Annotated in this window: 16 protein-coding genes; 5 read left to right on the top strand and 11 right to left on the bottom strand. The window is 48.6% G+C overall.

Annotation, left to right across the window (positions count from 1 at the left end; translation table 11 throughout):
* Positions 1-65: 65 nt before the first annotated feature.
* Complete coding sequence (locus VV1_RS07155) at positions 66-338, bottom strand: oxidative damage protection protein (RefSeq protein WP_011079450.1); 273 nt, start codon at positions 336-338, stop codon at positions 66-68.
* 21 nt (positions 339-359) lie between these two features.
* The gene (gene mutY, locus VV1_RS07160; RefSeq protein WP_011079451.1) at positions 360-1,412 is read right to left on the bottom strand and encodes an A/G-specific adenine glycosylase; all 1,053 of its coding nucleotides are present in this window, start codon (positions 1,410-1,412) and stop codon (positions 360-362) included.
* Between the two features lie 165 nt (positions 1,413-1,577).
* Between mutY and trmB the strand changes: the two genes are divergently transcribed.
* The 3 genes from trmB (at position 1,578) to VV1_RS07175 (ending at position 4,024) form a co-directional block, all read left to right on the top strand.
* Positions 1,578-2,297, top strand: a complete 720-nt coding sequence (gene trmB / locus VV1_RS07165) for a tRNA (guanosine(46)-N7)-methyltransferase TrmB (RefSeq protein ID WP_011079452.1) — start codon at positions 1,578-1,580, stop codon at positions 2,295-2,297.
* A 126-nt stretch (positions 2,298-2,423) separates the two neighbouring features.
* Positions 2,424-3,344 (top strand): glutaminase B, encoded by a 921-nt coding sequence (gene glsB / locus VV1_RS07170; protein WP_011079453.1) that lies wholly within the window; start codon positions 2,424-2,426, stop codon positions 3,342-3,344.
* 53 nt (positions 3,345-3,397) lie between these two features.
* Positions 3,398-4,024, top strand: coding sequence for a DNA-3-methyladenine glycosylase family protein (locus VV1_RS07175; protein ID WP_011079454.1), 627 nt, complete (start codon positions 3,398-3,400; stop codon positions 4,022-4,024).
* A 1-nt stretch (position 4,025) separates the two neighbouring features.
* Here VV1_RS07175 and hemW read toward each other — a convergent pair whose 3' ends face one another.
* Genes hemW through VV1_RS07210 form a run of 7 tightly spaced genes read right to left on the bottom strand, consistent with a single transcriptional unit; the run spans position 4,026 to position 8,744 of the window.
* A complete protein-coding gene (hemW, locus tag VV1_RS07180) occupies positions 4,026-5,195 on the bottom strand; it encodes a radical SAM family heme chaperone HemW (protein ID WP_011079455.1) in 1,170 nt (389 codons plus the stop codon).
* A 9-nt stretch (positions 5,196-5,204) separates the two neighbouring features.
* On the bottom strand, positions 5,205-5,807 hold the full coding sequence (locus tag VV1_RS07185) for an XTP/dITP diphosphatase (protein WP_011079456.1): 603 nt from the start codon (positions 5,805-5,807) through the stop codon (positions 5,205-5,207).
* A gap of 10 nt (positions 5,808-5,817) precedes the next feature.
* Complete coding sequence (locus VV1_RS07190) at positions 5,818-6,249, bottom strand: DUF4426 domain-containing protein (RefSeq protein ID WP_011079457.1); 432 nt, start codon at positions 6,247-6,249, stop codon at positions 5,818-5,820.
* Positions 6,250-6,291: 42 nt separating this feature from the next.
* The gene (yggU, locus tag VV1_RS07195; protein ID WP_011079458.1) at positions 6,292-6,582 is read right to left on the bottom strand and encodes a DUF167 family protein YggU; all 291 of its coding nucleotides are present in this window, start codon (positions 6,580-6,582) and stop codon (positions 6,292-6,294) included.
* Entirely contained in the window at positions 6,582-7,139 is a 558-nt protein-coding gene (locus VV1_RS07200) for a YggT family protein (RefSeq protein ID WP_011079459.1), read from the bottom strand. The genes yggU and VV1_RS07200 overlap by 1 nt, the downstream gene beginning before the upstream one ends.
* 41 nt (positions 7,140-7,180) lie before the next feature.
* On the bottom strand, positions 7,181-7,999 hold the full coding sequence (gene proC / locus VV1_RS07205) for a pyrroline-5-carboxylate reductase (protein ID WP_011079460.1): 819 nt from the start codon (positions 7,997-7,999) through the stop codon (positions 7,181-7,183).
* A 34-nt stretch (positions 8,000-8,033) separates the two neighbouring features.
* Positions 8,034-8,744, bottom strand: a complete 711-nt coding sequence (locus tag VV1_RS07210) for a YggS family pyridoxal phosphate-dependent enzyme (RefSeq protein WP_011079461.1) — start codon at positions 8,742-8,744, stop codon at positions 8,034-8,036.
* Between the two features lie 24 nt (positions 8,745-8,768).
* On the opposite strand from VV1_RS07210, the gene VV1_RS07215 reads away from it, so the two are divergent.
* Entirely contained in the window at positions 8,769-9,806 is a 1,038-nt protein-coding gene (locus VV1_RS07215; RefSeq protein WP_011079462.1) for a type IV pilus twitching motility protein PilT, read from the top strand.
* Between the two features lie 18 nt (positions 9,807-9,824).
* Positions 9,825-10,931: a PilT/PilU family type 4a pilus ATPase gene (locus VV1_RS07220; RefSeq protein WP_011079463.1), complete on the top strand. Its 1,107-nt coding sequence runs from the start codon at positions 9,825-9,827 to the stop codon at positions 10,929-10,931.
* A 92-nt stretch (positions 10,932-11,023) separates the two neighbouring features.
* Here VV1_RS07220 and ruvX read toward each other — a convergent pair whose 3' ends face one another.
* Together ruvX and VV1_RS07230 are read right to left on the bottom strand one after the other, a co-directional pair.
* Positions 11,024-11,446: a Holliday junction resolvase RuvX gene (ruvX, locus tag VV1_RS07225; RefSeq protein WP_011079464.1), complete on the bottom strand. Its 423-nt coding sequence runs from the start codon at positions 11,444-11,446 to the stop codon at positions 11,024-11,026.
* Positions 11,447-11,467: 21 nt separating this feature from the next.
* Positions 11,468-12,031, bottom strand: a complete 564-nt coding sequence (locus tag VV1_RS07230; RefSeq protein WP_011079465.1) for a YqgE/AlgH family protein — start codon at positions 12,029-12,031, stop codon at positions 11,468-11,470.
* Between the last annotated feature and the right edge of the window lie 31 nt (positions 12,032-12,062).

Genomic DNA, 12,062 nt, shown 5'->3' on the forward strand with positions numbered 1-12,062 from the left:
AACCTAAAAAAATGACACCAAAGCGTTGGCTATGATGTCATTGATTAACCATGAAGAAAACCAGATTATTTGCTCGGTGGTGTGTAACCTTCGATATGGACTTCTTTACCTTCAAAGAGGAAGTTAACCATTTCAGTTTCGAGCAATTTGCGGTGTTCAGGATCCATCATGTTGAGCTTTTTCTCATTGATCAACATGGTTTGCTTATGCTGCCACTGACCCCAAGCTTCTTTAGAAATGTTGTCAAAGATGCGCTTTCCAAGCTCTCCTGGGTACAACTGAAAATCTAAACCATCAGCTTCTTTGTTTAGACGAGCACAAAACACAGTGCGGCTCATAATGACTCCTTAAATAAAGCATTAACGAAGTTCATGGGGCAAGCTCTCCAGCAACTGTTTGACGGGAGCCGCTAACCCAACTTCTCCGGGATTGGCTAAGTTATACCAAAGACCATTGCTGGCTTCCATCACCATGTCAGGTTGCTTTGATAGGTCCAGCAAAATCGGAGTGATGTCGAGATGGTAATGGCTAAAAGTATGGCGAAAAGCAATTAAGGTGTTTTGTGTGCGAATGTCACCCTCTTTTATGCCTCGCTTCTCGAGCAGTGCTTCAAGTTGTGCATGCTCATTTTGCGGAAAGCAAAACAATCCGCCCCAAATGCCACTTTGTGGCCTTTGTTCCAACCACACTTGATTGTTGTAGTGCAACATGGCAAACCATGTCTCTTTGACGGGTTTCTCTTTTTTAGGCTTTTTGCCGGGATAGTCCAGTGGGTTACCTTGTTTGTTGGCTTGGCATAGCTCGGCTACCGGGCACAATGTGCATTTGGGTTTGCTGCGTGTGCAGACCATTGCCCCCATATCCATCATCGCTTGGTTGTATTTATCGACATCGGTGTTGGGTGTGTGTGCTTCCGCTAATTGCCACAATTGGTTTTCGACCGTTTTTTGCCCAGGCCAACCTTCAACGGCAAAGGCGCGAGATAAGGTGCGTTTCACATTGCCATCAAGAATGGCATGTGGCTGTTTGTGAACGGAAGAGAGCACGGCAGCGGCGGTAGAGCGGCCAATCCCCGGCAGAGCATTCATCTGCTCCAGTTCCAATGGAAATTCACCATGATATTGCTCAGCCACCATTTTCGCGGCTTTGTGCAGATTGCGTGCGCGAGCGTAGTAGCCTAACCCCGTCCATAGATGAAGCACTTCATCTTGCTCGGCGTTGGCGAGATCAACTACGGTCGGAAAGCGCTGTAAAAAACGTTGGTAATAGGGAATTACGGTCGCAACTTGCGTTTGTTGCAGCATAATTTCCGATAACCAAACGCTGTAGGCGCTCTTATTGTGTTGCCAAGGAAGGTTTTTTCTTCCGTAGGCGTCATACCATTTCAAAATGGCGCTGGCAAAAGGTGTCACGACATGCTCTGTGTTCTATTATTTGTAGGCAAAATTGCACCACAGATTGTGGTGAAAGTACAACCGACAAAGTGTGGGGATAATGGTTTTTATTGATAACACTTGCACCAAAGAAAATTCTTTGGATAATCCCCGCTTTGATTAATCAATGTGCAGGCAGAATCCATGAGTGAAGTCACCACTAACGAATACAATGAAGACGGCAAGCTGATCCGCAAAATCCGCAGTTTTGTTCGTCGCGAAGGCCGTTTAACCAAAGGTCAAGAAAATGCGATGAAAGAGTGCTGGCCAACAATGGGTATCGATTACCAAAAGCAACTTCTTGATTGGAAAGAGGTATTTGGTAACGATAATCCTGTCGTGCTTGAAATTGGCTTTGGTATGGGCGCTTCTTTGGTTGAAATGGCGAAAAATGCCCCTGAAAAGAACTTCTTTGGTATTGAAGTGCACAGCCCTGGCGTTGGTGCGTGTCTGTCAGACGCTCGTGAAGCGGGCATCAGCAATCTGCGTGTGATGTGTCATGATGCGGTTGAAGTGTTTGAGCACATGATTCCGAACGACAGCCTAGCCACTTTGCAATTGTTCTTCCCAGACCCATGGCACAAAAAGCGCCATCACAAGCGTCGTATTGTACAGCTTGAGTTTGCGGAAATGGTTCGTCAAAAGCTGATCCCGAATGAAGGTATCTTCCATATGGCGACGGATTGGGAAAACTACGCTGAGCACATGATTGAAATCATGAACCAAGCGCCAGGTTACCGCAACATTGCCGAAGCAGGTGATTATATTCCACGCCCTGAAGAGCGTCCGCTGACCAAATTCGAAGCGCGTGGCCATCGTCTCGGCCACGGTGTGTGGGATATTAAATTTAAGCGAGTGAGCTAATCGCGGATTTATTGTTTGACTGGTTTTTATAAAATCAGCACACTGCGAAAAAGAAGAGCCAACATTGAGAAATGTTGGCTTTTTTGACCCTACAATAAACACAATAATGGTTTGGTAAAGTCTGTCATGAAGCCAACAAAAGAACTGCTCAACGAAATTTTGCATGAAGTTCGCCCTTTGATTGGGCGTGGGAAAGTCGCCAACTATATTCCTGCTTTGGCCAGAGTGCCGGCGCATAAGCTTGCTATCGCGGTGTACACCAATCAAGGTGAGGTGATCAAAGCGGGAGATGCCGATGAGGCGTTCTCGATTCAATCCATTTCTAAGGCGCTGAGTTTAACTCTCGCCATGGGCCTGTATCAGCCGGACGAAATTTGGCGTCGAGTGGGCAAGGAGCCTTCTGGACAGGCGTTTAACTCGCTGATTCAGTTAGAAATGGAGCAGGGGATTCCGCGCAACCCGTTCATTAATGCGGGGGCGATTGTGGTGGCCGATCTGCTGGCCAGCCGTTTATCTGCGCCACGCCAGCGTTTGCTGGAATTTGTCCGCCAGCTTTCTGGTGAAACGCATATCTGTTACGACAAAGTGGTGGCGGCCTCTGAAATGATGCACAGCGACCGCAATGCGGCCATTGCCTATCTGATGCGCTCATTTGGCAATTTTGAGAACGAAGTGATCCCGGTGTTGAACAACTACTTCCATGCTTGCGCATTGAAAATGAGTTGTGTCGATTTGGCTAAGACCTTTAGTTATTTAGCGAACAAAGGCGTGTCGGTACACACAGACCAACGCGTTATTAGCCCAGTGCAAACTAAACAGCTCAATGCCTTATTGGCAACCTGTGGCTTGTACGATGGGGCGGGGGAGTTTGCGTATCGCGTGGGAATGCCGGGCAAATCGGGCGTGGGCGGCGGGATCATCGCCATCGTGCCGGGGGAAATGACCATTGCGGTTTGGTCACCAGAGTTAGACCCGTCAGGAAACTCGTTAGCGGGCACGAAAGCGCTAGAGTTGCTTTCTGAGCGAATTGGGCGTTCGATTTTTTAATACCCCAATCTTTCAGGATCCATGAGGGATAAGGGAAATCGCAAGGAGGCGAGATGCCACACCAAACAAGCCAGCAAATTCATCAAGCGCTGCTGATGCAGTGCCAATCTTTTCCGTTTCTGTGTTCCGTGCTGGAGCGCAATGGCCCACGCACACTTGAGCGGCAACCGACGTCGAGTTTTCTGCCTTACTTAAGCCGAGCGGTCGCCGGGCAGCAATTGTCGGTTAACGCAGCGAAGACCATCTGGCGACGTGTAGAGTCGTTGAGCGCAGAGAAGGGCTCTTTGCAACAGACGTTTGTTGATGAACACTATCAAGCACTGCGCGATTGCGGGTTATCGAATGCCAAAGTCAAAACCATTTTGGGCATCAATCAGGCCCTGATGGAAGGGGCGCTGGACAGTGCATTTTTGGCCAGTAATGATCCCCAGACGATTGTGAAGCAGTTAACGGGTTTATGGGGGATTGGGCCTTGGACGGCAGAGATGGCGCTGATGTTTTTCTTTGGCATGCCTGATGTCTGGTCTGCTGGTGATGCCGCTCTGATGCGTGGTCTCTCATCGTTGGCCGAAAAAGAAGGCGTTGATGCAGAAGCTATTTTATCCGCAGCCACGCCTTATCGTACCTATCTTGCTTTGCATATCTGGGAGATGCTGGATGCCGAACTGCTCTCCGAGTAGGTTACTCTTCAGCCATAAACGCTTCGAGCAAGTCGTTTAGGAACAGCTTACCTTTCTCTGTGATTTGCCAACTGGTTTCGTTGTCATTCAAATAGCCCATCTCAACGGCCCATTGAATGGTTGTCTCGATAAAACTCAGTGGTAGCCCTGTTGTATCAATGAAATCTTGTTTAGGGCACGCTTCCATCAATCTAAAGCGATTCATAAAGAACTCGAACGGACGATCGATCTCTTCGACCAACTGTTCGCTATCAAGATAGGGTTTGACCATATTTTGATGCGCCGCCAAGTAGCCCTTCGGGTGCTTAATTTTGGTGGTGCGAATGATGCGACCGTCAGCAAAGCTCAGTTTGCCGTGTGAGCCACAGCCAATCCCTAAGTAATCACCAAAACGCCAGTAGTTAAGATTGTGCTGACATTGATAACCGGGTTTGCTGTAACCGGAAATCTCATACTGCACGTATCCCGCTTGTGTGAGTTTTTGATGACCTCGCTCAAAGATGTCCCACAACTGGTCGTCGTCGGGGAGAGCCGGCGGTTTGTAGTAGAACATGGTATTTGGCTCAATAGTGAGCTGATACCAAGAAAGATGAGGCGGATTAAGTTCAATCGCTTTGTCCAGATCGGCCAGAGCTTGTTCGATGCTTTGATCGGGCAAACCGTGCATGAGATCGAGGTTAAAACTGTTCAAGCCAATTTGATGAGCCAGTTTCGCGGCGTTCACTGCTTCATCTTGGCCATGAATACGCCCCAAACGCTCAAGTTTTTGCTGCTCAAAACTTTGTACACCGATGGAGATGCGCGTGACCCCTGCTTTGCGATAGCCCGCAAAGCGCTCAGCTTCGATGGTGCCGGGATTGGCTTCCATGGTGATCTCGATCGAAGGCGTAAAGGGAATGCGTTTTTCGATCCCTTGCAAAAGATCTCGAATGCCTTCTGCTGAGATGAGGCTTGGTGTGCCTCCACCGATAAAAATCGAGTGCAGTGGTCTTGGCGCGCGGTGAAGCTGATACTTTTCGATATCACGGTCAAGATCTTCCAGCAGCGCATTGATGTACATCTGCTCTGGGATCTGCTCTTTGAGCGCGTGAGAGTTGAAGTCGCAATAAGGGCACTTTTGTACACACCATGGGATGTGAACATACAAACTGAGTGCAGGGGGCGTTAACATGCGAGCACCTTACACCAAAGGTTGTTCACGTAGCGTAGCAAAAAGCTGTTTCAATGCTTTGCCACGATGAGAGAGTTGTTTCTTGCGCACAGGTTCAAGCTCGGCAGAAGCGCAGTTGTCTTCTGGGACGAAGAAGATTGGATCGTAGCCAAAGCCATTGTCACCGTGTGCTTGCGTTAAGATGCGGCCTTCCCATTTGCCGTGGCAGACAATGGGTGTCGGGTCGTTTTCGTGGCGCATCAACACCAACACACAATGGAAACGCGCGGTGCGTTGCGCTTCTGGCACACCTTCCATCGCTGTTAATAGCTTTTCTAAATTCTCTTGATCTGAGGCTTTCTCTCCTGCGTAACGTGCAGAGTAAATCCCAGGAGCGCCCTGAAGAAAATCCACTTCTAAACCTGAATCATCCGCAATCGCTGCAAGCCCGGTCTCTTTAGCTGCGTGACGCGCCTTGATGATGGCATTTTCAATGAAAGTTGTGCCCGTTTCAGCCACTTCAGACACATTGAATTCGCTTTGTGCGACGACATCAAAACCGAAATCGGCAAGTAGGTCTGCCATTTCGCGAACTTTGCCTTGGTTACCTGTGGCTAATACGATCTTTTTCATGGTGTTCTCGTTATTCTTCAACATAAAACTTTTGGGTAAATTTGAGTTTGCCTGCGCCTTTGATGCCTGCGTTGACATCCAGATCGAAGGTCAGGGTCTCTTCGTGGCTGATCGGCAACTCCGCTAAATAATAAATCGCGCTCCCTTCTTGGACACGCTTAAATTCCAGAGTACGAATTTGGCCGAGTAAATTCTTGGCTTGGCCGGATATTGTGGCATCCAGTGCTGGTTTTCCTACACGGCTTTTGTCCAACACACTGATGTTGATAATGGCACTGTATTCGTTACGTTTTAGCCCATAGCTTCTCGCCACTTTGGCGGTTAAAAAGGTGGAATTGAATGCGATGTAATGCACTTCCGCATCTTTAATGGTTTTGAATTGTTCTGCCCATGTTGGTAGGGCCATCAGGCAACTCAGTAACGCAACCATCCATTTGTTCATTGTAGACTTCCTTACTCGTTATTGGCGGTAAACAAAAAGCCATCACAAGATGGCTTTCACTTCGTCTGGTATTTGTTGTGGAGTGTGAACACGCACTTGTTTGTGCCGTCCGAGTTCTCCTTTTTCTATCGTGACCAGACTTTTAGCAACTTTAAACCACTTACCCAGTAACTTGGTTAAATGCCCATTTGCTTTCCCATCGACGGGGGGCGCGGTGATGGCAATTTTCAGTTCATCACCATGCAAGCCAAGGATTTTATCACGACTTGCTTTGGGTTGGATGTAGAGACGAAGCACTACATCCTCACCATCAAGCCAAACCGTTTGGCTCATTACAACTGATACCAAATCGGGCCAATCACATCGCCCATCAGGAAGTTGGCAAATTGCAGAGCGATGAACAGCACCAGCACGCTTAAGTCAAAGCCCCCCATGGCGGGCAAAATACGACGAATCGGTGCCAGCATAGGTTCTGTTAATTGATGGAACACGTATTCGATAGGGCTGCGACCTTGGCTCACCCAGCTCAGAATCGCACGAATCAACAGTACCCAGAACAACAGACCACCTGCGGCTTTCACCAGTGACAGTAGGCCAAGGTAGAGGAAATCGGCACTAAAGGTGACGGAACCACTAGACGCAATTAGGATCAGCGCAACAAACTTCAACACACATAAGACGTAGGCAAACAGCACAGTGGCGAGATCGATACTGCCAATCGATGGGATCACACGGCGCAGCGGGCCAATTACGGGTTGGGTTGCTTTGACGATAAACTGCGAAAATGGATTGTAAAAATCCGCACGCGCGGCTTGCAGCCAAATTCGTAAGATCACGACCATGATATAGAGATCAAACAGCGTCGAAATCAGAAAACTCATTGCATTCATAGATGCCCCTTAAAACGTAGAGCTGCTAAGCAGCCAGGTGATTAAAACAGTTTTTCCATCTCTTGCGCGCGAGCCACTGCCGCTTGCATGGCTTTGGCTACGATATCAGAGAGTTGATGTTCATTGAAAGTGCGCAATGCTTCGGCGGTGGTCCCTCCTTTCGAGGTGACGTTCTCGCGCAGAGTCGCCAGTTCGGTGTCTGGGTTTTCCACTACCATACTGGCCGCCCCCAATGCGGATTGCTGAACCAGCAAACGAGCGGTTTGTTTATCAAACCCTTGCGCCATCGCTTCAGCTTGCATGGCTTCCATAAAGAGGAAGAAGTACGCTGGAGCACTGCCTGCCGCCGCAATAACGTGGTTAATGCCCGATTCTTCATCGACCCAGCAGGTTTTGCCGACCGCTTGCATTAACTGCTCGGCAAAGTGGCGATCTTGCTCGGCCACTGAGGCTGGCGCATATAAGCCGCTCATGCCTAACCCGAGTTGTGATGGGGTATTGGGCATGACGCGCACTAAGTTGAGTTGAGTGGCGAGCATGTCATTTAATCGTGCGCAATTGATGCCTGCGGCAATCGAAATAACCAGCTTATTGGAGAAATCGACGGATTGCAGCGGTTTGCACACTTCTTCCATCATTTGCGGTTTGACAGAAAGGACGATCACGTCTGCTTGCGTTGCTGCCATGAGATTATCGCTGGTGGTCTGAATGCCAAACTGCTGCTCAAGGGGTAAACGACGCGTCTCGCTGGGTGCGGTGGCGGTGATTTTATCGGCAGGGTAACCGTTCGCCACTAAGCCAGAGACAATGGCTCTCACCATATTGCCAGCACCGATAAAAGCGATGTTCTTATGTTCCATATTTCTGTTCCGCTAGTAAGTAAAAGTCGCCGAGTTACGCTTTGTTGCTGTAATCGCGATGGCCAAAAATGGCGGTGCCAATACGCACCATGGTTGAACCTGATTCGATGGCGGCATCCATGTCGCCACTCATGCCCATCGATAAAGTGTCCACGCTTGGATAGCGTTGAACCAAGCGTTGTTGTAGCTCAGCAAGCGGTTGGAATGCAGCCAACTGAGAAGCGTGGTCATCGACGTTTTCAGGGATTGACATCAACCCTCTTAACGTGAGGTTCGGGAGGGTAGAAATCAACTCAGCAAGTGCAAATATTTCCTCACCGGATACGCCTGACTTAGAGGCTTCGCCGCTGGTGTTCACTTGGATCAGCACTTGCAGCGGAGGGAGCTCGGCTGGGCGTTGATCATTTAAACGTTGAGCGATTTTGTCACGATCAATGGTATGTACCCACGCAAAGTGCTCCGCCACTAAGCGACTTTTATTCGATTGAATGGGGCCGATAAAATGCCACTCGATGGATTTCTCAGGGTGTTGCTCGGCAAAAAATCGGACTTTTTCTACGCCTTCTTGCACGTAGTTCTCACCAAAAGCCCTTTGACCTGCATGATAGGCTTCGAGAATCGCCTCGACAGGTTTGGTTTTACTGACCGCTAAAAGTTGCACTGAGTCTCGAGCTCGTCCACACTTTTGCGTAGAGTCGTGAATCTGTGTGGTGATATGTTCAATGTTTTGTTGAATACTGTTCATCGCAAGTCTTTTAAGGGAAAAATAATGGATATCACTGAGTTACTGGATTTTAGTGTAAAACATAACGCATCAGATCTACATCTTTCTGCGGGTGTGCCTCCTATGGTACGCATAGATGGCGATGTAAGAAAGCTCGGTGTGCCCGCATTTAATCATGCTGATGTGCATCGTTTGGTTTTTGAGATCATGAACGATTCACAGCGCAGTGAGTTTGAAGAGAAGTTGGAAGTCGATTTTTCCTTTGAATTGCCTAACGTAGGTCGTTTTCGTGTTAACGCCTTCAACCAATCTCGCGGCTGCTCTGCGGTGTTTCGTACCATTCCAACCAATATCCCAACCTTGGAAGAGCTTGAGTGTCCGCAAATTTTTGAAAAAATTGCGAAGTGTGAAAAGGGCTTGGTGTTGGTCACCGGGCCGACAGGTTCGGGTAAATCGACCACGTTAGCGGCGATGGTGGATTACATTAACCGCAACTACAACAAACACATCCTGACCATTGAAGATCCGATTGAATTTGTTCACCAAAATCAGAAATGTTTGATTAACCAACGCGAAGTTCATCGCGACACCCACAGTTTTAAAAATGCCCTGCGCAGCGCATTGCGTGAGGACCCAGACGTTATCTTGGTGGGTGAGTTACGTGACCAAGAGACCATCAGCCTAGCGCTTACCGCGGCAGAAACGGGTCACTTGGTGTTTGGTACGTTGCACACCAGTAGTGCAGCAAAAACCATTGACCGTATTATCGATGTGTTCCCTGGCAGTGACAAAGACATGGTGCGCTCAATGCTTTCTGAATCATTGCGCGCCGTTATCGCACAGAAATTGCTGAAACGCATTGGCGGTGGGCGAGTGGCGTGTCATGAGATCATGATGGCAACGCCAGCCATTCGTAACTTGATCCGTGAAGACAAAGTGGCACAAATGTACTCCATTATCCAAACGGGGGCTGCGCACGGCATGCAGACGATGGAACAGAATGCGCGTCAGTTGATTGCACAGGGCAAAGTGGCCAAAGAAGAAGTCGACGCCAAAATTGAGATTGAAACTATCCAGTTTTAACTGAGGTCTGCAATGAGCATGGATTTAAACAAGATTTTAGAAGGGATGATCACGCTTAAAGCGTCGGATCTTTATATCACGGTTGGTGCCCCCGTGCTGTTTCGTGTCGATGGCGAGCTGCGCCCGCAAGGCGAAAAATTATCGCAAATTGAAGTCGCTCAACTGCTGGATGGGGCGATGGACGAAGAGCGGCGCGCTGACTTTCGCAAAAGCCGCGAGTCAAACTTTGCCATTGTGCGAGATTCGGGGCGTTTTCGTGTCAGTGCCTTCTACCAACGAGAGCTTCCTGGTGCGGTGATTCGCCGCATTGAAACCAACATTCCAACCTTTGAGGAACTTAAGCTGCCTCATGTTTTGCAAGACTTAGCGATTGCCAAACGTGGATTGGTGCTGGTGGTGGGCGCGACGGGCTCTGGTAAATCGACCACCATGGCTGCGATGACGGGATATCGAAATACCCACCGTAGTGGACACATTTTGACGGTGGAAGATCCGATTGAATTTGTCCACGAACATAAACGCTGTATTGTCACCCAGCGTGAAGTCGGTTTGGATACGGAAAGCTATGAAGTCGCACTAAAGAACTCGCTGCGTCAAGCGCCAGATATGATTCTAATTGGTGAGATTCGCAGTCGGGAAACCATGGAATACGCCATGACCTTTGCTGAAACGGGTCACTTGTGTATGGCGACACTGCATGCCAATAACGCCAACCAAGCACTGGAGCGCATCTTACACTTGGTGCCTAAAGAACAAAAAGAGCAGTTTTTGTTTGACCTTTCCATGAACTTAAAAGGGGTAGTTGGTCAGCAGTTGATTCGTGATAAAAATGGTAAAGGTCGTCACGGTGTGTTCGAGGTGTTACTTAACAGTCCGCGCGTGTCGGATTTGATCCGTCGTGGCGATTTGCATGAGCTGAAAATGACTATGGCGAAGTCGAAAGAAGTCGGTATGCAGACCTTTGACCAATCACTCTATACATTAGTAGTGGAAGGCAAAATCAGCGAAGAAGACGCCATGCACAGTGCCGATTCCGCCAACGATTTACGTTTGATGCTGAAGACGCAGCGAGGTGATATTAGTTCCCCCGGCTCATTGGCGAACGTGAAGATTGATATGGATTAGTTCGACAGTGCTAAAACACCATGAAAAAACGAGAGACTAGAAGTCTCTCGTTTTGTGTTTAGGGAGTGCGAAGGTGAAGAGTCTTCTGTGAGTTAGCCCCACTGAGCTTCAAACCAACTCTCTAAAATAATCACCGCAGATTGGCAATCAACATTACCTTTGCTCAAAGCTTTGTAACCGCCCATAGAGAACAGCTCAGAACGCGCTTCTGTAGTCGATAGGCGTTCATCATGCAATTCAACCGGAAGACCAAAGCGCCCTTGTAGGCGCTGAGCAAACTTCTTCGCGCGTGGGGTAATGGTTTCTAAGGCCTTGCCGTGCAAATCTGTCGGCAGTCCCACCACCAATAAATTGGGTTGCCACTCTTTGATTTGCTTTTCAATCTCATCCCAATTTGGAATGCCGTCATTGGCTTTGAAAGCCTTCAGTGGTGATGCGGTGCCAGTAATTTCTTGGCCGATGGCACTACCAATGCTTTTGGTGCCAAAATCGAATGCCATGATGGTGCGAGACATAAATAACCTAAGTCAAACGGGTTAAGCGTGACCAGCTTGATCGGAAAGCTGAGACGCGTGAATTCCAAGCATTTGCACGGCTTTTTGCCAGCGCATTGCTATCGGTGTGTCAAAAATAATATCAGGATTGGCTTCAACCGTGAGCCACGAGTTTTCCGCTAATTCGGCTTCGAGTTGTCCAGCACTCCAGCCTGAGTAACCGAGTGCGACGATGTAGCTGCTTGGTTCCGCTTCTGTGCCAAGCACAGTCAAAATGTCCTTTGAGGTCGTAACGGAGATCTGCTCGGTCATTTGTAAGCTCGACTCATAGAAATCTTTCGGTCTATGGAGAATGAAGCCGCGATCTTCAGCGACTGGCCCGCCATTGTAGACTGGCTTGGTCAGACTTGAGGTGTTCAACTGAGGATGAACAGGCTGGACATCGACTTGCTCGAGCATTTTGCCCACGGTGATATCAATAGGCGCGTTGATCATTAAGCCCATTGCGCCTTCTTCATTATGTTCACAGATATAGATGACGCTGTGCTGAAAGTAGGGATCTTTCATACCCGGCATCGCAACCAGAAAATGATTTGTCAGGTTCATACAGGACTCCAATCTGTTACAGCAGAGCCAT

This window comes from Vibrio vulnificus CMCP6 (genome assembly GCF_000039765.1).
GTDB classification, from domain to species: Bacteria; Pseudomonadota; Gammaproteobacteria; order Enterobacterales; family Vibrionaceae; genus Vibrio; species Vibrio vulnificus_B.

Coding starts and splice junctions, on each gene's coding strand:
- VV1_RS07155 (WP_011079450.1), bottom strand. CDS start 338: ATGAGCCGCACTGTGTTTTGTGCTCGTCTAAACAAAGAAGCTGATGGT.
- VV1_RS07230 (WP_011079465.1), bottom strand. CDS start 12,031: ATGAACCTGACAAATCATTTTCTGGTTGCGATGCCGGGTATGAAAGAT.
- VV1_RS07200 (WP_011079459.1), bottom strand. CDS start 7,139: ATGAATGCAATGAGTTTTCTGATTTCGACGCTGTTTGATCTCTATATC.
- trmB (WP_011079452.1), top strand. CDS start 1,578: ATGAGTGAAGTCACCACTAACGAATACAATGAAGACGGCAAGCTGATC.
- proC (WP_011079460.1), bottom strand. CDS start 7,999: ATGGAACATAAGAACATCGCTTTTATCGGTGCTGGCAATATGGTGAGA.
- VV1_RS07215 (WP_011079462.1), top strand. CDS start 8,769: ATGGATATCACTGAGTTACTGGATTTTAGTGTAAAACATAACGCATCA.
- VV1_RS07185 (WP_011079456.1), bottom strand. CDS start 5,807: ATGAAAAAGATCGTATTAGCCACAGGTAACCAAGGCAAAGTTCGCGAA.
- VV1_RS07190 (WP_011079457.1), bottom strand. CDS start 6,249: ATGAACAAATGGATGGTTGCGTTACTGAGTTGCCTGATGGCCCTACCA.
- hemW (WP_011079455.1), bottom strand. CDS start 5,195: ATGTTAACGCCCCCTGCACTCAGTTTGTATGTTCACATCCCATGGTGT.
- yggU (WP_011079458.1), bottom strand. CDS start 6,582: ATGAGCCAAACGGTTTGGCTTGATGGTGAGGATGTAGTGCTTCGTCTC.
- ruvX (WP_011079464.1), bottom strand. CDS start 11,446: ATGTCTCGCACCATCATGGCATTCGATTTTGGCACCAAAAGCATTGGT.
- VV1_RS07210 (WP_011079461.1), bottom strand. CDS start 8,744: ATGAACAGTATTCAACAAAACATTGAACATATCACCACACAGATTCAC.
- VV1_RS07175 (WP_011079454.1), top strand. CDS start 3,398: ATGCCACACCAAACAAGCCAGCAAATTCATCAAGCGCTGCTGATGCAG.
- VV1_RS07220 (WP_011079463.1), top strand. CDS start 9,825: ATGGATTTAAACAAGATTTTAGAAGGGATGATCACGCTTAAAGCGTCG.
- glsB (WP_011079453.1), top strand. CDS start 2,424: ATGAAGCCAACAAAAGAACTGCTCAACGAAATTTTGCATGAAGTTCGC.